24 protein-coding genes and 2 pseudogenes are annotated in these 20,784 nt (G+C 55.6%); 14 read left to right on the forward strand and 12 right to left on the reverse strand.

The features are described 5' to 3' along the window. Positions 1-3 precede the first annotated feature (3 nt). Entirely contained in the window at positions 4-2,721 is a 2,718-nt protein-coding gene (locus EKM86_RS03335) for an FtsX-like permease family protein (protein ID WP_125755098.1), read from the forward strand. 90 nt (positions 2,722-2,811) lie between these two features. Here the strand turns inward: EKM86_RS03335 and EKM86_RS03340 are convergent, their stop codons facing one another. Next, the gene (locus EKM86_RS03340; protein ID WP_125755099.1) at positions 2,812-3,078 is read right to left on the reverse strand and encodes a hypothetical protein; all 267 of its coding nucleotides are present in this window, start codon (positions 3,076-3,078) and stop codon (positions 2,812-2,814) included. Between the two features lie 202 nt (positions 3,079-3,280). Between EKM86_RS03340 and EKM86_RS12325 the strand changes: the two genes are divergently transcribed. Both EKM86_RS12325 and EKM86_RS03345 read left to right on the forward strand, forming a co-directional pair. Further along, on the forward strand, positions 3,281-3,442 hold the full coding sequence (locus EKM86_RS12325; protein WP_164506147.1) for a hypothetical protein: 162 nt from the start codon (positions 3,281-3,283) through the stop codon (positions 3,440-3,442). A gap of 194 nt (positions 3,443-3,636) precedes the next feature. Continuing rightward, positions 3,637-4,167 carry a TMEM175 family protein gene (locus tag EKM86_RS03345; protein ID WP_125755100.1) on the forward strand — a complete coding sequence of 177 codons (531 nt, stop codon included), beginning with the start codon at positions 3,637-3,639 and terminating at the stop codon, positions 4,165-4,167. A 53-nt stretch (positions 4,168-4,220) separates the two neighbouring features. Here the strand turns inward: EKM86_RS03345 and EKM86_RS03350 are convergent, their stop codons facing one another. The 4 genes and pseudogenes from EKM86_RS03350 to EKM86_RS03365 form a co-directional block, all read right to left on the reverse strand. Then, a complete protein-coding gene (locus tag EKM86_RS03350) occupies positions 4,221-4,871 on the reverse strand; it encodes an NAD(P)H-binding protein (RefSeq protein ID WP_125755101.1) in 651 nt (216 codons plus the stop codon). Positions 4,872-4,961: 90 nt separating this feature from the next. Next, positions 4,962-5,075 (reverse strand): annotated as a pseudogene (locus EKM86_RS03355) (saccharopine dehydrogenase NADP-binding domain-containing protein); the annotation flags it as partial. Between the two features lie 11 nt (positions 5,076-5,086). Then, positions 5,087-5,875 carry an HD-GYP domain-containing protein gene (locus tag EKM86_RS03360; protein ID WP_125755102.1) on the reverse strand — a complete coding sequence of 263 codons (789 nt, stop codon included), beginning with the start codon at positions 5,873-5,875 and terminating at the stop codon, positions 5,087-5,089. A 14-nt stretch (positions 5,876-5,889) separates the two neighbouring features. After that, complete coding sequence (locus EKM86_RS03365) at positions 5,890-7,233, reverse strand: MFS transporter (protein WP_125755103.1); 1,344 nt, start codon at positions 7,231-7,233, stop codon at positions 5,890-5,892. Positions 7,234-7,501: 268 nt separating this feature from the next. Between EKM86_RS03365 and EKM86_RS03370 the strand changes: the two genes are divergently transcribed. Continuing rightward, positions 7,502-7,942 (forward strand): MerR family transcriptional regulator, encoded by a 441-nt coding sequence (locus EKM86_RS03370; RefSeq protein WP_125755104.1) that lies wholly within the window; start codon positions 7,502-7,504, stop codon positions 7,940-7,942. Positions 7,943-8,022: 80 nt separating this feature from the next. On the opposite strand, the gene EKM86_RS03375 is transcribed toward EKM86_RS03370, so the two are convergent. The 3 genes and pseudogenes from EKM86_RS03375 to EKM86_RS03385 all read right to left on the reverse strand — a co-directional run. Next, the gene (locus tag EKM86_RS03375; protein ID WP_125755105.1) at positions 8,023-9,060 is read right to left on the reverse strand and encodes a zinc-dependent alcohol dehydrogenase family protein; all 1,038 of its coding nucleotides are present in this window, start codon (positions 9,058-9,060) and stop codon (positions 8,023-8,025) included. 13 nt (positions 9,061-9,073) lie between these two features. Further along, a complete protein-coding gene (locus EKM86_RS03380; RefSeq protein WP_125755106.1) occupies positions 9,074-9,544 on the reverse strand; it encodes a flavodoxin in 471 nt (156 codons plus the stop codon). Positions 9,545-9,845: 301 nt separating this feature from the next. Further along, positions 9,846-10,123 (reverse strand): annotated as a pseudogene (locus EKM86_RS03385) (SDR family oxidoreductase); the annotation flags it as partial. A gap of 85 nt (positions 10,124-10,208) precedes the next feature. Between EKM86_RS03385 and EKM86_RS12555 the strand changes: the two are divergent. The 5 genes from EKM86_RS12555 (at position 10,209) to EKM86_RS03405 (ending at position 13,649) form a co-directional block, all read left to right on the forward strand. Then, positions 10,209-10,334, forward strand: a complete 126-nt coding sequence (locus EKM86_RS12555; RefSeq protein WP_263853472.1) for a hypothetical protein — start codon at positions 10,209-10,211, stop codon at positions 10,332-10,334. Between the two features lie 105 nt (positions 10,335-10,439). Continuing rightward, positions 10,440-11,012 carry a hypothetical protein gene (locus tag EKM86_RS03390; RefSeq protein ID WP_125755107.1) on the forward strand — a complete coding sequence of 191 codons (573 nt, stop codon included), beginning with the start codon at positions 10,440-10,442 and terminating at the stop codon, positions 11,010-11,012. Between the two features lie 109 nt (positions 11,013-11,121). Beyond that, a complete protein-coding gene (locus EKM86_RS03395) occupies positions 11,122-12,135 on the forward strand; it encodes an amidohydrolase family protein (RefSeq protein WP_164506148.1) in 1,014 nt (337 codons plus the stop codon). An 11-nt stretch (positions 12,136-12,146) separates the two neighbouring features. After that, complete coding sequence (locus EKM86_RS03400) at positions 12,147-13,004, forward strand: MBL fold metallo-hydrolase (protein ID WP_125755109.1); 858 nt, start codon at positions 12,147-12,149, stop codon at positions 13,002-13,004. A 12-nt stretch (positions 13,005-13,016) separates the two neighbouring features. Continuing rightward, the gene (locus EKM86_RS03405) at positions 13,017-13,649 is read left to right on the forward strand and encodes a nuclear transport factor 2 family protein (RefSeq protein ID WP_125755110.1); all 633 of its coding nucleotides are present in this window, start codon (positions 13,017-13,019) and stop codon (positions 13,647-13,649) included. Positions 13,650-13,818: 169 nt separating this feature from the next. Here EKM86_RS03405 and EKM86_RS03410 read toward each other — a convergent pair whose 3' ends face one another. The 4 genes from EKM86_RS03410 to EKM86_RS03425 all read right to left on the reverse strand — a co-directional run bounded on the left by EKM86_RS03410 (position 13,819) and on the right by EKM86_RS03425 (position 17,125). Next, on the reverse strand, positions 13,819-14,340 hold the full coding sequence (locus EKM86_RS03410; RefSeq protein WP_125755111.1) for a GNAT family N-acetyltransferase: 522 nt from the start codon (positions 14,338-14,340) through the stop codon (positions 13,819-13,821). Between the two features lie 240 nt (positions 14,341-14,580). Beyond that, positions 14,581-15,219: a TetR/AcrR family transcriptional regulator gene (locus EKM86_RS03415; RefSeq protein WP_125755112.1), complete on the reverse strand. Its 639-nt coding sequence runs from the start codon at positions 15,217-15,219 to the stop codon at positions 14,581-14,583. A 30-nt stretch (positions 15,220-15,249) separates the two neighbouring features. Next, on the reverse strand, positions 15,250-16,401 hold the full coding sequence (locus EKM86_RS03420) for an ABC transporter permease (protein WP_125755113.1): 1,152 nt from the start codon (positions 16,399-16,401) through the stop codon (positions 15,250-15,252). Position 16,402: 1 nt separating this feature from the next. Next, positions 16,403-17,125: an ABC transporter ATP-binding protein gene (locus tag EKM86_RS03425; RefSeq protein ID WP_125755114.1), complete on the reverse strand. Its 723-nt coding sequence runs from the start codon at positions 17,123-17,125 to the stop codon at positions 16,403-16,405. A 203-nt stretch (positions 17,126-17,328) separates the two neighbouring features. Between EKM86_RS03425 and EKM86_RS03430 the strand changes: the two genes are divergently transcribed. The 5 genes from EKM86_RS03430 (at position 17,329) to EKM86_RS03450 (ending at position 20,754) form a co-directional block, all read left to right on the forward strand. After that, positions 17,329-17,847 carry a TetR/AcrR family transcriptional regulator gene (locus EKM86_RS03430; RefSeq protein WP_125755115.1) on the forward strand — a complete coding sequence of 173 codons (519 nt, stop codon included), beginning with the start codon at positions 17,329-17,331 and terminating at the stop codon, positions 17,845-17,847. Between the two features lie 4 nt (positions 17,848-17,851). After that, positions 17,852-18,907: an FtsX-like permease family protein gene (locus tag EKM86_RS03435; RefSeq protein ID WP_125755116.1), complete on the forward strand. Its 1,056-nt coding sequence runs from the start codon at positions 17,852-17,854 to the stop codon at positions 18,905-18,907. A gap of 5 nt (positions 18,908-18,912) precedes the next feature. Beyond that, complete coding sequence (locus EKM86_RS03440) at positions 18,913-19,602, forward strand: ABC transporter ATP-binding protein (RefSeq protein WP_125755117.1); 690 nt, start codon at positions 18,913-18,915, stop codon at positions 19,600-19,602. Between the two features lie 103 nt (positions 19,603-19,705). Next, positions 19,706-19,954, forward strand: a complete 249-nt coding sequence (locus EKM86_RS03445) for a hypothetical protein (protein WP_125755118.1) — start codon at positions 19,706-19,708, stop codon at positions 19,952-19,954. Between the two features lie 212 nt (positions 19,955-20,166). After that, on the forward strand, positions 20,167-20,754 hold the full coding sequence (locus EKM86_RS03450) for a DUF805 domain-containing protein (protein WP_164506149.1): 588 nt from the start codon (positions 20,167-20,169) through the stop codon (positions 20,752-20,754). Positions 20,755-20,784: the final 30 nt, after the last annotated feature.

Raw genomic sequence — 20,784 nt, forward strand, 5'->3', positions numbered from 1 at the left:
GCGATGAAGATGCTAAATAAAAATATCGCGCGTGAGTTCAAGCTTTCCATCGCCCGGTTCATTTCGGTTTCCGCGCTGTTAATGCTTGGCGTGTTCGTGCTAATCGGGCTGAATGTCACCGGCCCGAACATGCGCAGCACCGCGCAGAAGTCCTATACTGCAGAGCACCTTGCCGATGCCAAGGTGACGTCGACAGTGGCCCTTGATGCTAATGACCGGCAGACGGTGCGTCAGTTGTCCGGTATCAAGACCGCAGAGTTCGGGCATACGACCGATGTTGTGATCAAAGGCAGCCGGCATGCGCTGCGGATTCAGAGCAACCCGGCGACGCTGTCGAAGCTCACAATCACGAAAGGCCGCAAAGCCAAAGCCGCTGATGAAATCGTCTTAAGCGATAAGCTGTCAGGCGAGTATCAACTTGGGCAGCACGTCACTTTTACTTCGGGCAAAACTGGCAGCACAACCGGTTTAAAGAAGCAGACCTATAAGATCGTCGGCTTTGCCACTTCCACCGAATTCCTGAAGAAGGACAGCCTCGGCTCCACTAGTCTCGGTAGTGGGACGCTGTACGGCTTTGGTTACGTGGTCAAGGCGGCGTTTTCAAGCAGTAAACCGAACGTCGCCAGGTTGGCCTTTACTAATCCTAAGGGCCAGGCCTATTCAACCAGCTACGAGCACCACGCCAAGACGCTGACCGACAAGCTGCAAAAGAAGCTGAACGCACGCAACAAGACGCGTGTGGCGGACTTGCGCACAGAGCTGAATGACGAGATCAGTTCTGGGGAAAGTCAGATCCAGACCAATGAAGCAGCAATTAAGACTGCCAGCACACAGCTGACTGCAGCGCAGCAGCAGCTGTCAACGCAGCTCGCCGCAGCCAAGGCGGCGAACAATGCCACGGCCGTTGCCCAAGTCGAAGCTAAACAACAAGTACTCGATCAACAGAAAGCCGCCTTGAAGTCTAAGCAGACAGCACTGGCAACGGCGAAGTCTGATCTGGCGGAGGCCAAGACAACACGCAAGCAGCTTGACGACGTGACCTTGACCGTTGAAAGCCGGAACGATTATAACGACGGCTACAATAATTACGGTGAAGATGCCCAGCGGATCGACGTCTTGGGCCGCTCTTTCCCAGCGTTCTTCTTCCTGATCGCGATTCTGGTCAGCTTCACGACGATGCAGCGCATGGTCGAAGAAAAGCGTATCGAGATGGGGACTATGCGTGCCCTTGGCTACAGTACCGGCGAAGTGATGCGTGAGTTCTTGGTTTACAGCGTGACTACGGCGGTCACGGGGACAGTGCTTGGCAGTGTCCTTGGGTTGGTCGTCCTGCCGCGTATCATCTTCAACGCCTACACGGCTAACTTCAACTTTTCAACGCTGCTGCTGGCACCACATTTCGGCTATGTTGCCGTAAGCCTGGTGTTAGCCTTAGCGTCAACAGTGCTGGCATCATGGCTGGCGGCGCGGTCTTCTTTGAAGATCATTCCGGCCGAACTGATGCTGCCGAAGCCGCCGGCCAATGGTTCGCGAATCCTTTTGGAGCGGATTAAGCCGTTGTGGCGGAAGATGAGTTTTTCCTACAAAGTGACCGCCCGCAACCTGTTCCGTTATAAGGGCCGCATGTTCATGACGATCATCGGGGTCGCCGGGGCCACTGCGCTGATGATCACCGGCTTTGGGATTCGCGATTCATTGAATACCATTGTTGACCGGCAGTTTGGCAATATTAGTCAGTATGATCTCGTGACCGTGTATAATCCCAACGCCGGTACCAGTGCAATGCGTAAGGCGCAAGCGGCGGTGACAGATTCGAGCCAAGTCAAGCGCGACACTGCGGCATATTTTGCCAATGTTTACGCGACCGCAAGCGGTTCTGATACGCGAGAAAACATTGCGCTGATGGTGCCAAAGTCTGGCGGGCAGCTGGATCATTACATCAAATTGCGTGATGACAAAACTGGCAAAAAGCTTTCGCTGACCGATAATGGGGCAGTGGTGTCACAGAAGCTCGCGAAGCTGCAAGGGGCAAGCGTCGGCGATACGATCAGTCTTAAAGATACTGATGGCACCGCACACAAGGTCAAGATTGCCGCAATAACAACCATGTACGCCGGGCACTACGTATACATGAACCAGACATATTACCAGAAGGTCTACGACAAAGCGGCGAAGCCAAATGCCTACCTCGTCACCTTGAAGCACAACACAAGCAAGTCAGTGAACGCCTTTGCGTCAAAGTTCAACCACCACGAAGCGGCAGTTGAGACTGTGCAGTCCAGAGAAACCAAGAAGACCATCACCAACATTTTAGGCAATCTGAACAACCTGATCCTCGTGCTGGTGGTCAGTGCCTCATTGCTGTCGCTGGTCGTGCTTTACACGCTGACCAATATCAACGTCTCCGAGCGGATGCCGGAACTTTCTACCCTGAAAGTCTTGGGCTTCTATCCGCGAGAAGTGCTGATGTACATTTACCGTGAAACCAACATTTTGACTGGTGCTGGAATCGTCGTCGGTATTGGTGTTGGCTATCTGTTCCACGCCTACATCATGGATCTATTGCCACCAGCCACAGCGATGGTGGCACCAGGGCTGACCTGGATCAACATCTTGATCTCGGTCGGGTTGACCATTGTCTTCTCGTTGATAGTCATGTTCATGATGAACCGGAAGATTCAAAGTGTGGATATGCTTGAGGCGTTGAAGTCAGTTGATTAGAGCTTTTGCCAAATTAGTTAGGACCCTGCAGCCGGTCATGATGATCGAGAGGCAGGGTCCTAATTTTTTTGATTCACTAATTCTTAATGGCTAATGCCAAGAAGTGTGTGCAATTACTAGTTGCGAAGCACTTTTGTGTGCTATTACAACAACGTGGATGGCGCTGCTAATTAACAGCGCTGTGACGAGGTTCACGTTAGGATAAAGCCGAATCGAAGCCAGCCACAGGTCAATCGACATGATGGTGATAGGCATAAGAACGGCTACCAGGGCGACAGCAGCAAGACCCATACCAATTAGCTGGAGGGACGTGTCGACGGGGTGCGCGGCCAGACGATCATTGATTACTTTGCGCATGCGGTTTCTCCTATTCTGAAACGATTTCTTGATTATATCAGATAAGCAGTCGCGAGAAGTACGACTAGGATCAGCCATTTATTAGCCGAGTTGGTTTCAACATCCGTGCGTTTAAAACCGTGCGCGGGAATAACTATTTTCCTGGTGCGGATTGATAAACAATTATGATAAGCTTTGGGTACTAACCTGAAAGGGGCTCATTATGAAAAACTTGCAGGCTGGCGGCTTCCTCTTCGTGGGCGGCGCCATCATCATGACGGTCACTCAGTTTGGCAAAGTCGTTCCTATCATCGGTGGGGTGTGCGCGCTGCTTGGTGCAGGCATGCTGATCTATTATTTGTTCAGCAACGAAGGTAAGTATTAAAAGTACAAGTTTGATGAAAATACCAAGTTTCACTCAGGCGGTCCTTTGGGGTCGCCTGTTTTCTTGCGAGGACTGAGTAGACTGAGCGGCTGGTTGTCATCAACAAAGGTGCGCCATAGCGACAGCCGCTATCCGAGGCTAGTCGGGGATGCTATTATCTAAGGGAAGAGCAGTGCGAAAGCGGAGGAATCCCCATGAGCAAAGAGCGTTTGACAACGTTTATCGACGCCGTATTGGCGATCGTGATGACCATTCTAGTGTTGGACCTGAAGCTGCCTGAGCAAGTCACGGTGGGAGGCTTTTGGACCCTGAGAGATCAGTTCATTGCGTATTTTATCAGTTTCTTCTGGATTGGGACGATGTGGGTCGGGATGCACAACAACTGGCACCGCGTTAAAACCATCACGTGGGCTGCGCCGTGGCTGGCCATCGTGTTGCTGTTTTTTAGCTCGCTGGTGCCTTATGCGACGCGGATCGTCTCGGCCCACTTCATGAGCGTGGGGGCGCAAGTTTTCTACGGCGTCATCATCATTGGCGTGACGCTGGCCAACCTGGCACTGTACCGGTCGGTGCTTGGGGATGCGCCGCGTAACCGGCTGCTGTTCTGGGACGTGGTGGTGAAGTGCGCGGCATTGCTGCTCAGCTTTGTTTTCCCGCCGACCATGCTGATCGTGACGCTGCTGGCGGCGATCTTCTGGGTGGTCATGGGGCTTCAAAAATACTAACGATACGCAAAAGGCGTCTGCGGAATCTCCTCTGCAGGCGCCTTGCTAGTTGATCAGTAGACCGGCCGCGTTCGACCTTGGGTGTCAGGATCAGCGATGCCAATGCTGTCATTGGCCGCGTAACTGGGGTCTGCGACGATTTTCAATACGACATCGGCAATACTTTGGCGAGAACCGGAGACGCCGTTATAAGGTTGGCTCTTCGTCGTCACGGTATATTTCACCCCGTCGCGGTCGTTTAGCCACGGCAAGCGCAAAGTTGTGTAGGTCAATCCAGAAGCGGCAAGCAGCCGATCGGAGTTGATCGCGGCATCAAGGCCGCTTTGCACCTGACGCAAGTTCCATTCGCCGAATTCGCCAGGCACCTCGTTGTAGATGCCTAGGATATTGGTGAATACGACGCGTTCAACGTGGTGTGCCTGCATAGCGGCAATCACGTTTTTGGTCATGGCATTATCGGCATCGTGATCAACGACGGCGACAAATACCAGATCCTGGCCGGCTACTGCAGCGGACACTGATGCTGAATCCTCAAGATCAGTCTCGACGACCTTCACGCGCGGGTTATCCGCGAGCCTCGCCAGACGCTCTGCGCGGCGCAGACCCAGGGTCAACTCAACGTCTTTGAATTGCGGTTCAGTCAAAATACGGTGTTCCACGATGCGGGCGATTTGCCCATTCGCCGCTAAGATAAGTAGTTTCATGTTATTCCTCCTATTTGCGATTAATACCCAGACTGTCGCGACTGCCGAGTTGCGGGTCGTGTGCTAAACGCATCACGAGGTCGGCAATGCTCGGCCGGCGTGGCGCGCCATCAAGGTGAGCTGGTCGTCAGAATGTTGCAACAAGTACTGCCGGGTGACTTGGCCGACCGAGCCAGTCGCGCCAATAATTAAGATGTTCGTCATAAGTTTTCCTCCTAGAAGGTGAGTGTTTCGTCTGGAATCAATTCTAGTTCTTGTTGCGAGAGATAAAGCAAGCGCATTGTCGATTGCGTATGAAGAGTTGTGAAATCAACAGGAATGCCGAAACGCAGTTGCTCCAGTTGCCGCAAGTCGCTGGTCCAGGTTTGCAGACGCCGGACCTTGTCAGGATTGCTGGCTGCGGTCAGCACCTGAATGAGCAGGTCAGAGTCACTGTGCGCCCATCGCCACCCCGCATGGGCCATCACTGCAGCGATCGTGGTATGCAGGCGCGCCGGCTCGATGATGTCGCGGCCGCCGATGAAGCGGTTAAAGCGAATCAGCCCATCGCTGCCAGTAAAGCCGGCGTGATCCCAGCCAAAGTCGTGAAGGTAGGCGGTCAGTATCAGCAGCGCGGTGTCGTGGCTGGGCAATTTTTCCAGTTGGGCGAAGTACAGGCTGAGATAGGCGAGCCGCATGGCGTGGGCGGCGCCATAATGATATCGGCCGCGATTGAGGACTGGACCAAAGAGTGCATCGAGGATCTCGATCAATCGGCCGGCTGAACTGCTTTGAGCATTCGCCAGCGACCCGACTTGATCAAGCGCCAGCTGTGGTGGAACGGTGTCAATGAAGCTGCAGTCGTCCTGATCAGTGGGCGAGTCGCGGCAAATCAGCAGGCGGACATCGAGATGGTGATAGAGATAATTCCGCACCGCTGCCTGACCGGCCTGCCAGTCGATGAGGTAGTTGCCATTTCGATCGACGAGGGCGTAATACAGCAGGGCGTGGCTGACAACTTTCATTGGGTATACCTACCTTAAGCCTGGCGGTGACGCTCGCCTGGCATGATTAAGAAAATCGCGGCTATCAGCGCCAAGAATAGGAGCGCAGAGCCGGTCAGGATGGCGTGCTGAAAACCAGTGACGGCATTTTTGGATAAGCCTTCGACCGCGACGAGAATCGACAGCCCAATCGAGCCGCCAATTTGATGCATGACGTTGACGACCCCGCTGGCGGCACCGGCGTCTGCACCAAGCGTGTTAGCCACGCCCGAGGCTGTGAACGGGCTGAGCGATAAGCCTTGGCCGACCCCGATGACCACCATCGGCAGGGCAATGCCGAGCCAGTAGCCGGTGGCCGGCGCGAACCGACTGATCCAGAACATGCCTGCGAATGTCAGCAGAATGCCGAGGATCAGCAGCCCGCCGTTACCCAGTTTTTTCGTCAAGCGGGCGACTTGCAAGGCGACGATAAAGTTGACGATGGTCAGCGGGAAAAAGGCGATGCCCGCCATCAGCGGTGTGAAGCCCAGTTGATTTTGCATCAGCTGTGGTGTGATGAACCAAAAGCCCAGCATGGCCCCCATGTAAAGGAAACGGCCGAGGTACGCGCCGAAGCGCTCGCGGTCAGCAAACAGCCGCAGCGGCATGATTGGGTGCTTCGTTTTGGCCTCTTGAAAGATGAAGATCCCGAGCAGGATCACGGCGGCGATCAGCGCGTAAAGCTGACCGACGGTGCCGACAATGCTGTAGACCAAGGCAATCATGCCAAACAGCGAGGTGAGAGTGCCCAGCCAGTCAAGCTGGCCTTCTTGAACGGTGTCCTTGTGCAGGTGGCGAATGGAGAGATAGAACATCCAAGCTGCGATCGGCACGTTAATGAAAAAGCCGACCCGCCAGGTCAACAGGCTGGCGAAGACGCCGCCGATTACTAGGCTGACCGAAGCACCGATGCCGGCCATCGCGCCGTAGTAGCCAATGGCCCGCACGCGGTTTTCGCCGGTGTAGGTATCCATCAAGATCGCCAGCGTGGTCGGTGCGAGGATCGCGCTGCCAATGCCTTGAAAGGCGCGTGCGGCGATGATGACGCCAGCGGATTGGGCGGCACCCACGAGGAAGGACCCAAGGCCGAAGATCACGAGCCCAATCTGGAAAACGCGGCGGCGGCCGAACAGATCACCAGCGCGCCCACCGACGAGCAGGAACCCCCCGAAGGTCAGCGAGTAGGCACTGCTGACCCACGACAACGTGTTTTCATTCAGGTGAAGATCCTCGGCAATCTTGACCGTACCCGTGAAGATGATCGAGTTATCTAATAAGATCATGAAGTAGCTGAACAGGATCACCAGGAGGATCCAGTCGAAGCGTTTTTGCTTTTGCATGTTTGTGTACCCCTTTTTGTTGATGTCATCAGCATAAGGGTTACAGTTGGTCGAAGCGCAAGCCCTTTTTAAAAATAATTTTGGAGACCGATACGACAGCTTTTTTGGGTGTCCTTACGCAAAACCGCTTTGGTACGCCTTTGGACAATGGTGCGCAGACTCCCGGTAATGCCTTCATCACGCGGGTTAAAGTAACTGTAATTAGGGCTTGCCTTACAGTGGGTGTAAGGGGTTATGATAGGGAAAAATCAGGAGACGAGGTAGACCAATGACATACACAGTTCAGGAAGTTGCCAAGAAGATGGGATTGACCACGTACACGGTGCGTTTCTACCATGACCATGGCCTGTTGCCATATGTGAAGCGGGACGAGAACAACAATCGCGTGTTCGATGATGTGGACCTAGAGTGGGTGCACCTAATCACGTGCCTGCGCCAGACAGGGATGCCGCTGGTCAACATCAAGCATTACGTGGACTTGGTCATTGCAGGCAGTGACACCGTGCCTGAGCGTTACCAGATCATGCTGGCCCAGCAGCAGCGGACGCTTCAGGAAATCGATGAGTTAAATCACCATCTTGAAACCATCAATAAGAAGGTTGCACATTACGCTGACGTCTTGATCAATCAAAAGCCGGATAGTTATGAGCCTTCGAACGTGGCTGAAGCGCCTGACAAAGCACCAGACATGCAGACCGCCAAAGCATAGTTAGCTAGTTAAAAAATGCACGCCCACCAGGCAAGGTGAGCGTGCATTTTTTCTGGATTAGGCAGCGAGTGGCTCGTTAATTACTTGCTGACGATCAGCAAGGATTTGATGGCGTCACGGTTGTCCATGGCTTCATAGGCAGACTGTACATCTGCGAGGTCAAAGCGCTGGGTGAAGACGTGGCCGGGGTGAATTTTGCCCTGCAGGACCGCGTCAAGCAACACACCGCGGTCGTATGTCGTCACGCTGGCGATACCGCCGCGCAGGCCAACGTTGGTCCAAAACGGCGTCGCGTTCGCATTGGTCGCTTCTTGTGGCACGCCAACGCGGCCGACAATGGCACCCGGCCGCGCGACCTTGATCGCGGTATCAACGGAAAGCGCAGTGCCGACACATTCCAGCACGGCGTCAGCGCCGCCATCGGTCATGGCGAGGACCTTGGCAACGGCCTCGTCGCCGCGTTCCTCAACAATGTCAGTGGCACCAAATTCGCGGGCCATGGCTTGGCGATCGGTGTGACGGCTCATCGCGATAATCCGCGTTGCCCCCATTAGCTTGGCGGCAATTACGCCGCACAGGCCGACCGCACCATCACCCATGACCACGACCGTGTCGCCTGGGTGAACTTCGGCGCTGGCCGCCGCGTGGTATCCAGTGGCCATGACGTCAGAGAGGGCCAGCAGGTCATTGAGCTGCTCATCGGTGTAATCCTCAGGCTGCCCCGGAATCTTGACCAGAGACCAGTCAGCCTCGGTGTAGCGAACGTACTCGCCCTGAAAGCCGCTGCTGCCATGGCCCTTGGCATTCAGGCAGTTGCCTTCGAAGCCGGCCTTGCAGGCGGCACAGTGCCCGCAGCCATGCGTGAACGGTAAGATAACGAAGTCGCCGGGCTGAACGTGGGTGACCCCATCGCCAACCGATTGCACGATGCCAATGGCTTCATGCCCAACCGTGGTGCCCGTTTCGCGCTTGTCGAGACCGCGGAACCACCAGAGGTCAGAGCCGCAGACGCAGGCCCGCAGGATTTTGACGACGGCGTCCTTGGGTTCTTGAATTTCTGGCATGGGAAAATCTTTGAGGACAACTTTGCCGGGTGCTTCAAATACTGTCGTTTTCATTTTTCTTTGCTCCTTATAGTTGGTTTAACCATTGCTGAATTTGCGTCTGGGCAGTGGCCACTTTTGAACCTGGCAGGCCCAGGCCAGCTGTGACTGAGTGCTGACCCGCGGCGCGCTTGAAGACTGCCTCGTAATCGCCGGGCGTACCGGCGTCGGTATAGAACGGGGCGAGTCGAACATCATCATCTGGAATTGCGGTTAAGAAGCTCAAAACTGGCGTTGACGGCGCACCAGACCAGACTGGACCGCCAACCAAGATGGTGGCGTATTTGCTCAGGTCCGGCAGCTGGTCAGCCAATGGCGGCAATTGATCAGCCTTTAGTTGCGCTTTCGCAATGTCAGAGGTTTCGTACATGTCAGCTGAAAAGGTGTCTGCAGGGGCTTTGATCTCATATAGATCTGCATGAGTTTGAGCCTGCAGCCGCTTAGCCAAGGCCGCTGTGTGACCGGACCAGGAGTAATAGGCAATTAGGGCTTTGTTCAAATGATCGACCTCCTTCGTGGGCAAACCTGATTGCTCAAGAAGTAGCTTAGTCCATTACAGTAGGTGTAAGGCAAGCGGATTTTCCGGATTTTTTTCTGGGCCGGAATAATCTGATGCAGATTTGGTTCGCGTCACCACCGAAAACACCACAGGGTTGGTGGCGTGAGAATCGCGCCTGACCTGTGGTGTAGTTTCACTTGTGTAACTCTTATTTATTACGTCCGGTTCCACTTACTCTTGAAGAAAGAGAGACTAAGGATTGCCTCATAGAAGTGTGCACATTGTTAGCTGAGTGCGGCCGTTACCACGGCTGGTTCGTCGGCCCAACGGTGAACTCGTTGACGTTGGTGTCTTCGGGCATGTCGATGGCGAATTCGACGACCTTGGCGATACGATCCGCGGTGATCTCGTAGGTGTCGTACTCGTGCTTCATGTTAGCGCCGACCCCCTCGTCCGTGATGGGGGTCAAGAGCTCGGTCTTGATCAAAGCGGGGTAAATCGTCACGATGCGGATGTGGCTGTGGTCCTGAGCGGATTCCATGCGCAGGACTTCCATCAGGCGCGAACGGCCCACTTGGTCGTAACTTACAATTTGCTGTATAACGCGTCGCGCATGGTTGGGGCTAGGCTCGGTGTGGCCGTGTGCTTGGATAGCATCGTCAATATGGCAGGGACGGATCTGCTATTCGTTCCGCTGAAACCACAGCTGGAAGGACACGCCAGTTTGATCTGGCCAAAAGCGGGACAACTGTGGCCGACCGCGCACGTCTTTTTGGATGCGATGATGTAGCGTATAGTCAAGCTACCAACCGACCGCGGCTGCTTCATGATAATTTAGACCGTATAATGGATGTAAAGTCTGGCAATTGCTGCATCGACCAAGGGAGGGTGCGTCATGAGTAAAGTTCACATTCCAGTCGCCTATTACCAGGCGCCGGACAAGCGGCTGCAGGCGACCCAGGACAAGCTGTTCGCCGCCTTGAAACAGCACTTTGAGGCCGGCGAGGCGTTTGCCAGCATTAGCGTGAGCGCCCTGTGTCAAACGGCCAAAATCGCCCGCCAGACCTATTATCAGCATTACGACAGTATTGGCGAAATTATCGAAGTGACCGTCGCCCGGGTCATCAATTCGGCCCTGCAAAAAGCCGATCAAGCCCTCGATCCCAGTGATGAAGGGGCGCCTTTGACGGTCGATTTGCTGCTCGCGCATCGCGACTTGATCGCCATGGTCCGCTGGGCCCACGCCGGCGATCTCATCGTTGCGTATCTTAGTCGAGAGATTCGGCGCGTGAGCAGTATTGAAGGGACCAACATCCCGATGAAGGGGGTCATGATCGATCTGCTGGCGCGCATGTATCTCGCTTTTGCCGATGTCGTCAACGAACACCCTGAGCTGAGCCGCAGTCAGTTGATCACGATTTTTCAGAAAATGCTGCCGGTGCCGGCCAAGATTTTCCGCGGCCTATAACCCCAATTCGAAGAAAAATGACACAATAGCCGTGTTTGACAACAAACGCGGCTATTTTTAGTAGGCGCCGCCTCATACAATGGGTTTATTCAATCAGGAGGCAACCAATATGAAATTAATCACACTAGAAGAACACTGGGAATCACAGCGCGTCAACGAAGCCGCCAAGCCGTACATGCCAAAGCCGGCCAATCCGCACAAGAATCCGAATGACCACAGCATTGAAGAATTTGTTGCGAAGACTAAACGCGACAACACCGAGCTCATCAGCGCCGGCGATCAGCGCCTGGCCTTCATGGATCAAAACGGGATTCAGATGCAGATCATGGGCTACGGCGATGACACGCCGCAGAATCTGGATCCGAATGTGGCCATTGACCTTTGCAAAATGGCCAATGACGATTTAGCGAAGGCCATCAGCGCCCATCCCGACCGCCTTGGCGGCTGGGCGACGCTGCCGGTTGGCGATCCCGAAGCGGCCGCCGCGGAACTCGAACGCGCCGTCAAGCAACTCGGCCTGCAAGGCGCAATGATTCACGGTTACTACGATGGGCACATGTTCGACGATCCGATGTACGAGCCGATTTTCGCCAAGGCTGAAGAACTCGATGTGCCGCTTTACTTCCACCCAGCCGTGATCCCTGAAGAAATCAGTGAGCATTACTATCAAGGCCAAGGCTGGTCGGAACTGACTGCCTTCACCTTTGCCGGCGCCGGCTGGGGCTGGCACGAAGACCTCGGCGTGCAGATGATTCGCCTGATCCTCGCTGGCGTGTTAGATCGCCACCCACGCCTCAAAATCATCACCGGCCACTGGGGCGAGATGGTCCCGAACTTCCTTGAGCGGATGGACCAAACGTTGGGCCTAACCGTTCACCTCGATCGCAGCATCAGCCAAACCTACCGGGACAACTTTTACATCACCCCAAGCGGCATGTTCTTCCCGGCGCAGCTGACGCTGGCCATGACTGAGGTCGGCGCCGATCACCTGTTGTACTCGCTGGATTACCCCTACAATCACCCGGCGGACGCGCAAAAGTTTCTGACCGAATCCGACTTAACGAAGGCCGATCAGGAAAAAATCGCCAATCAAAATGCAGCCGCGTTGCTGCACTTGAACTAAGGGGGCCGCTTATGAAAAATCTCTATACGGTGACTCAAGTGACCGATGGGGTCTACAACATCAGCGAAAACATTACAGATCGCCCCATCAAGTTCTCCCAGCAGCTCGTGGTCGGCACTCAGCTGGCCGCAATGATCGATGCCGGGTTCGGTATTGACCGGGACCTGCTGAAGGAAATCCGTAAAATCACCCCACTCCCCGTGATCTGCCTGCTCACGCACGGTGACCCTGACCATACTGGCGGGGCAGAGCTGTTCGACCAGGTTTACATGAATCCCGCTGACGACGCAGTGATGAAGGCCGCGTTTGATCCGCGCTTTCGCCTGCACGCGATCGACGTTGCCAGTGGCCACAACGCTGAACTGGTTGCTCACATGAAGGCCGAAGAACCGCAAGACACCAGTTTCAGCTATCGGCCGCTGCATGATGGCGACCGCTTCGACCTTGGCGGCACCACGCTGACCGCATTAGCTCTGCCAGGCCATTCCGCCGGCAGCATGGTGTTTGTCGACGTTGACCGTCACTTGGGCTTTACTGGTGACAGCCTGGCTACCCTGACCATGAGCGAGCTTTACGATACGCGCTGTGCCTCGCTCACCGTTTGGGCGAATGGGTTGGCTAAGCTTCAACACCTGGTCGGGGATGACGCGCAGCTTTACAGCGGTCACCGCGTTGACGCGTTTCCGCCGCACGTGCTCAGTACTTTGCTTCAAGGCGTCGCCGACATCAAGGCGGGCGGCGACCAGACCGACACGCCGATCACACAGATGCCGACTGGACCAGTCACCGATAGTGACTCCATGCACCCGCGCACCCACCAAATCGCCGGCACACCGTTTGTGATCATGTATAACGCACTCAACATTTAGGAGGTTTTTGTGATGACTGATAAAAAATTCTATGATGCCCCGCTGGATCAAGCCGACAAGCAAGCACTCGCCGACCGGGCCGAGATCCGCGAACTTCTCGAGTACGAACGTTACACCCGCGACAACGGGTTGTATGCCCAAGAAGCGGCCTGCTACAGTGATGACGCCCAGATTCATGTGTCCTGGTACGACGGCCCGGCAAAGGGTTACTTTGAAAAATTGGCGCAGGCCAACGGCGGCGGGTCGAAACACAAAATCAATTACACTACTGTCTGGGTCAAAGGAACCAAGGCCATCGGTGAGATGACGGTGATGATGTTGTCACCGCGCATCAAGCTGGACGGCCAGGCTGTTGATCTGCACTCCTACGCGCGCATTTTCACCCGGTTGGAGAAGCAAAACGGGGTCTGGAAGATCCTGTCCGGCGATTGCATTTACGAACGCGACGAGTTGGTGCCGGTCGTCCCTGGCCAGCCTATTCAGATCGACACGCAGGAGCTGGCTTCATACCGCGAAAGCTACCAGGGCTTGTGCTACGTCCTGGCCCGGACCGGCCTCAAGAGCAGTGCAGATCTGCCGGGCGACGACAAGCCCGAGACAGTCGAGAAAGTCTACGCAGACGCCAGCAACTGGTTCTTCGCGTAGGTTGTGAGAGATAAAAGGCACTGCAGTCCGCGGAATCACCAGCGTCCCCATCACGTTCCATTAAATGGTGATCAGATTCAGTCAACAGCAAAGCTCTCCCCATGTCTATGCAGGAATGCGCAAACGTGAGGAGAGCTTTTTAATTCCGCAAGATGGGTAGGGGATGGTACTACATCGTCGCTTCCATCAGCCAGTCGTGCTGGGGGTCGTTGCCGACGACAAAAGCGTGCTCGCCGACTTTGTGGAAGCCGCGTGCGGTGTAAAAGGCCTTGGCCGGCTCGTTGTGCTCCCAGACGCCGAGCGCGATGGTGTCCTTGTGCTGATCCTTTGCCATTTTCAAGGCGTGGGCGTAGAGCTTGCTGCCGAGGCCCTGGTGCTTGTACGCCGGCAAAATGTAGATTCGTTCCAGCTCCAGTGCATTTTTCGCCTGCACATCGCTGGTTACGGCGCCGTCGACGTTGAGTTTGAGGTAGCCGGCGGGCGTGCCATCGACCGTGATGAACCAGAAGGTCGTGCCCGGCGTGTTCAGCTCCCGGGTGAGCTGTTCTGGCGAGTAAGCCGTATCTAGAAAAGCCGCCATGTCGGCTGGGGCCGTGTTGGCATTGAAGGTATCGGCAAACGTGGTGCGGGCTAGGTGCACTAGCGTGGGGATCTGGTCAGCGGTGACGGGGATGATTTGGGTTTCGGTCATAGTAAAAACTCCTTTGATGCTAGTGCGTGGTTGCACTTTGTTGGAGTTAATCATACGCCTTCACAGTCGGTTCGGCTGCAGTAATTTACCGCTCCCAGGTAATCATGTGCAACCCCAGGCGCAGGTGTACGACCGCATCGTGAGGGAGGCCGCAAGTTTCACGTGAAACAGAAGGCCCGGCTGACGCTAAAGCACCACCGTCCTTTTTCGGTTGCGAAAAGGGCCGGTGGTGCTGTTTGGCTATTTAGCAAAGAGTAGCGGCGTGACCTCTAGCAAGATTTGATCCGTTGCCTGGTCAACATCGAGTTGCAGTTCTGGTTTCAGGATAACTGGCAACAGGTACGTCAGCATCAGGCCGAATATCGGCCGAAAGGACTCGAGGGTGAGGGGATGCTGGGGCTGGCTGAAGTTTGCCAGCATGGGCAGGACGGCCGGGACAAAGCGTTGCTTGGCCATTGCCAGGGCACTGTCGAACAAGTCGGTGTTGACCAGGACTTCTTGCAGAAAGACGCGTATGATCAACCGGTTGTCCAGGACAAAGCGCATGCGGTCACTGACGAGAAACCGCAGTGCGGCTTCCAGCGAGTCGAAGTGTTGCTTGGCTGTTTCGGCGACAAATTCATCGGCGACGGCGGGGAGCACGCTGGCTTTCAGCGGCTCAAGCAAAGCGTCGAGGATCTCGCGTTTATTTTTAAAATGCTTGTACACGGTCCCTTCTGAAACGCCCGCCAGCTTCGCGATGTCGGCGGTCGTGGTGCGATCGTAGCCTTGCTCGGAAAAAAGCTTCAGGCAGGCCTTCAGCACGTTCTGCTGTTTTTGGGACAAGTCTGACTTTGCCAGGCTGTTGGCCAATAATGTTTCAACTGAATTGACTTGCATGGCGGCCTCCTTATTGCTGCGATCAGTTTATCACACCTTGCGATACCGCCGCATGCCGCGGACGTTCAGGCCGGTCAGGACCAGCAGGAAAAGCAGAAGCACGCCGATGTCGAGCCCCAGGCTCGTGAGCTTGGTGCCGTACATGATGATCTGCGTCATCGCGTGGCCGGCGTAAGTCAGCGGCAGCACGTAGGAGATGTCTTTGACCCAGCTCGCCAACGAATCCAGCGGCACGATGCCGGAGAAAAAGACTTGGGGGATGACGATGATGGGGATAAACTGCATCATCTGGAATTCGGATTCCGCCAGCGTCGACATCAGGATACCGAACGCCAGCGCGACGAGGGCAAGCAGGAAGTTGATGACCATGACCGCACCCAGCGTCCCGGTGATTTCAACGCCCATGAAGCCAACTGTGGTCAGCACGATGATGACGGTTTGAATCATGGCCAGGATGCCATAGCTGATCATGTAGCCCAGCACGATCTCACCGCGGCGCACCGGGGTGGCCAGCAGGCGGTCCAGCGTGCCAGTCGTGCGCTCCTTGAGCAGCGCCATGCCGGAAATCAGGAACACGAAGAAGAAGACGAAAAAGCCCATCAGGATCGGCACGATTTTGTCAAAAAAGCCGGTGTTCTTATCGCCGTAGTTGTAGCGGCTCTTGATCTTGGTGCGCAGTTGGGCCTTGGCTTCGGGATGCTTCATGGCCGCGGCCGCATGCGGGGACAGCTTCGCGATGGTGGTCGCCATTTGGCTGACGGTCCTGCTCAGCTTGACGGTCGTTTGCTTCAGCGTCTTCATGCCGTTTTGGGTCAGCGCCGCATTGAAGCCGGCCTTGACCAGGCTGGTCTTGGTGGCATCGGTGTTGGCGTAGGTGATGGTGTAATGGCTGGCGCTGGTTTCGTGAATCACGGCGTCGACCTTTTGATTCCGCAACGCTTGTTGCGCGCTGGCATCGCTGCTCTTTTTGGTTACCGTCACGTGCTTGACGTCGTTCAGCGTGGTGCGGACGTTGTTGTTCAAGTCAACGGTGGCGACTTTGACACTGGTTGAGGCGCTTTGCGTAAAAATCAGCTTCATCAAAAACATGATCAGCACTGGCGCCACAAACATCAGCGCCAAGGTGCGCTTGTCGCGAATGAGCTCAGTCATCACGCGGCGGGCAATATAAAGTGCGCGCATATTAACCCACCCCTTCCGCTTTTAAGAAGACTTCTTCGATCGTCTTGACCTGGTACTGTGCCTCGAGCTTGGCCGGCGCATCGTAGGCCATGACCTTGCCATCGAGCAGCAGCGCGACCTCGTCAGTGAGCTCGGCCTCGTCCATCACGTGGGTGGTGATCAGCACGCCGCGGCCGGCGTCGCGCAGTTGATGCAGCTCGTGCCAGATCTTGCGCCGCAGCGCCGGGTCAATGCCGACGGTCGGTTCATCCAGCACCAGCAGCTCGGGGTCACCGAGCAGGGCAATGGCGAGCGACAGCCGGCGCCGCATACCGCCTGAGTAGCCGGAAACGCGCTTTTTGAGGTCGGGCGTGAGGTCCACGACGTCGGCGACATGCGCGATGTTGGCAGCCAGCGTGTCCTTTTTGACCCCTTTCATGCGGCCGAAAAAGCGCAGGTTCTCCTCGCCGGTGAGGGCGTCGTACAGTGAATCATCCTGGGCCATGTACCCGATGCGGCCCAAAAGCGCGCGGTTAGGCATGTGCGTGGCGAGCACGAGGGCCTCGCCGCCATCTGCGACTTCCATGCCCAGCGCGGTTTTGATCGCCGTGGATTTGCCGGCGCCGCTGGGGCCAATGAGCCCGAGGATCTGGCCTGCGTCCACGTGCAGTGAAACGTCTGCCAGCACGGTTTGCTTACCGAACTTCTTTTGCAGGTGTTTCAAATCAATTAATCTAGTTGTCATTCGTATCGTCTCCTTGGTGAGTGGTGACTCACTCAACGCCGATCACTATACCCGACTAAAAAGTGAGTGTCAACTCACTTTTCAAAAAACTTTCTGAAAATAATTAAGGCAAAAAAGTTGACACGGTGTCACCGACGCGTATACTAATCAACATCGACAGGTGGTGACACGTCGTCACCCCCACAGAAAGCGAGGATCAACCCTTGGTATTACCCACTTTTGAACATTTAGACGAAGAAAAACGAGCGCGCATCCGCCAGGCGCTGCTGAATGAATTTTCCCATTACCCGCTGGCGGACGCCCAGGTGGCGCGGATTGTGAAGGACGCCGGCATTGCGCGCGGCGCGTTTTACAAGTACTTCACCGACCTGACCGACGCGTACCAGTACCTGTTCGGCATCGCGATGGGCGTGATTCACCGGGGAATGCCCCAGCGGCCGACCGCCGGCAACGTCGACGAGTACATCGCAGCGCTGCGCCAGTTTGTTGAAACCACCAGCCAGTGCGAGTACCGCGAACTGATTCAGCAGCATTTTCGCTACAACGAAGGCTACCTGGGCGAGGCGCCAACGCGGCTGATTCCGGGCGGCGACGCGAAGCAGTGGGCGTTCACCGTGCTGTACCACCAAACTGTCAAGGACATTATGTTGGCGCCGGACACCGCTGAGGCCCGGATCGCACAGCTGCGCATCGCCTTGACGCGCGGCAGTGAAGGAGAATGAGGTCATGTTTTTAGCACTTAAAGAAATCAAAAAAGAAAAACTGCGCTCGGGCCTGATCATTTTCATGATCGTCCTGATCGGGTATCTGATCTTCATCCTGACCAGCCTGGCGCTGGGCCTCGCGCAGCAAAACACCGACGCCATCAATGGCTGGCAGGCGCAGCGCATCGTGCTGAACGCCGACGCGAACACCGACATGCGCCAGTCGTTCCTGACCCAAAAACAGGTTGGCAAGCTGTCGAACAAGGAGGCGCTGCTGGGCGAAACCAGCGTGGTCGCCAAGGCCAAGGGCCAAAAGCAGCAGTCCGCCGTGTTCCTGGGGCTGAAGTCGAGTCAGTTCATCTACAAAAATTTGAAGCTGACGGCCGGCCGCAACGTGCAAAAAGGCAACGAGGTCGTGGTCGACACCGCGTTCAAGAACGCCGGCTACAAGCTCGGCGACAAGCTGCAGCTGAATGATTACAAGGATAAGTTCACCATTGTCGGCTTCACCGATAAGGCCAAGCTGAACATCGCGCCAGTTGTTTACGGCCGCCTGAGCAGCTGGTCCGCGTTGCGCGGCATCAAGGCGGGTCCGGTCGGCTCGGCGGTGATCTCGCAAAGCAAGACCTACAAAAATACGAATGCGGGCGTGAAAACCTACACCAAGCAGCAGGTCATCAATAAGTTGCCCGGGTACTCCGCGCAAAACGCGACCTTTATTTTGATGATCGGGTTTTTGATGGTGATCTCGCTGATCATCATTGCGGTGTTCCTGTACATCCTGACGATGCAAAAGCTGCCGAATTACGCGGTGCTGCGCGCGCAGGGGATCCCCAGCAAGGTGCTGGTCGGCGCCACGGTATCGCAGTCGCTCCTGCTGGTGCTGTCCGGCTTAGTGCTGGCGACCGTGTTAACCATCGCGACGGCGGCCGTGATGCCGAGCGCCGTGCCGATGGCCTTCGACATTCCGGCGCTGGCCGAAGTGGGCCTGGGACTGCTGGTCATGGCGCTGCTGGGGAGTTTGATTCCGATTAAATCGGTGCTGAGCGTTGATCCCGTTTCCGTTATTGGAGGTTAAGTCGCATGAAAAATTCATTTTCAGTCTCACACGTGAGCCAGGTATTCGGCACCGGCACCGCCCGGGTCGAGGCGCTCCACGACGTCAGTTTTGAGGCGGACGCCGGCTCACTGAGTCTCATCATGGGGCCGTCCGGCTCCGGGAAAAGCACCTTTTTGACGATTGCCGGTGGCCTGCTGACGCCGACCAGTGGCAGCGTTGAGGTCAACGGCGTCAAGTACACCGAGCGCTCCAAAAAGCAGCGCGACGCCTTGCGCCTGGATGCCATCGGTTTTGTGCTCCAGGCCTACCACCTGCTGCCGTACCTGACCGTCGCTGACCAGTTCAAGCTGGTCGACCGGGTCAAGCCAAACGGCAACTTGTCGAAGGAACAGCTTGATGAGGTGCTGGCAACCCTAGGCATTCAAAACCTGGTGCACAAGTACCCCGGTGAGCTTTCCGGCGGCCAGCAGCAGCGTGTTGCCATCGCGCGGGCCCTGTACCCGGACCCGGCAATCATTTTGGCCGATGAACCGACCGCGGCGCTCGACAGTGCCCGCGTCGAGGTGGTCGGGGCGCTGCTCAAGGACCTCGCGATTAAGCGTAACAAGGCCGTCGTGGTCGTCACCCACGACACGCGGCTCATCCCGTTTGCCGACCACCTTTACAACATGCAGGACGGCTGGCTGCGCGAGGCGGAGGCCGTCGTGAGCTAAAAAAACGGCGACACCCTGAGCATATGATTCGCATTTCACCCCTAACATGCGTTATCCTAGATGTGGATAAAGCGTTTTCATCAATGGGAAGGGGACGAGTCACATGGAGTTCAAGGTCAGTCTGATGGTCAGCAAGAACCCGGTGCTGTTTTGGTGGGACGATGGGTTGAAAACCGACACCCCGGCCGCGCTGGAGTACCTGAATGAAGTGGCACCGATCACCACCGTGAGATTTCCGGAGCCGACAGGCAAGCAAGGTTTTGACCTGACCGACTGCGAAGAGACGTTTAATGGGTTGATGTCGATGGGCGCCAACGTGGTCCTGGCGCCGCGGCCTAAGGAATTGCAGTAGCATGAATAACGGCTTGCTCCGTGAGGGGCAGGCCGTTATTTTTATATCCGGCAAGGCTGTTTTGGAGGGCACAGTCGAGTAGTAGACGCTCTGAACCTAAAGAAAGCGATATAAAGACGAACGAATATTGTGTAATGGGATAAATCATATTGTTATAGGCCGTTGCTCATGGTATGCTTCACTCGGTGCAGTTAGTTAAGGGGGTATGGGGAATGGCAATCAAATCGACGCACGTAGAACAAATCAGTGCCCATAATCGGTATTATCGTGCGACGGGTGTGACAGTCTTGATCGCGTTTTGGGGTAATTGTCTGAACTTCAAAGGACGGTCCAGCCGAAGCGAGTACTGGGGCCCCGCGTTACTGGTTGCTGCCCTGGTCAGCGTCGTTGCGACGACATTAACCGTGTCGCTCATCGGCAGCAGCAGTGAGCTGACTAATGGCCTAAAGTTAGATCAATTATTCGGCGGACTGGGTGGTGGGCTGTTAATTATATTGTTCGTAGTGATTGGCTTGCCAAGCATCACGCTGTTTATCCGGCGTTCACGCGATGCCGGTATTCCGTGGTGGTTCTATGTCATTATCCTGACTTTGAATCTAGTGTCATACTTCATACCAAACGCGCCAAGTGCAGAAAGATTTCTTACTGGAGCGGTGTCTTTAACGATATTGATTTTAACGCTGTTTCTGATTTTGGCCCTCAAGCCATCTCGGTCTCAGCCAACGTCATCTTCCAAGTCAGCGACGGCCGGGAATAATATCAGTCGTGATGATCCTGACCGCCCATATACTGAAGGCTGATTGGTACTAGATAAGAGAAGTAATCATCAG

This window comes from Lacticaseibacillus hegangensis (assembly GCF_003946465.1).
GTDB lineage: Bacteria > Bacillota > Bacilli > Lactobacillales > Lactobacillaceae > Lacticaseibacillus > Lacticaseibacillus hegangensis.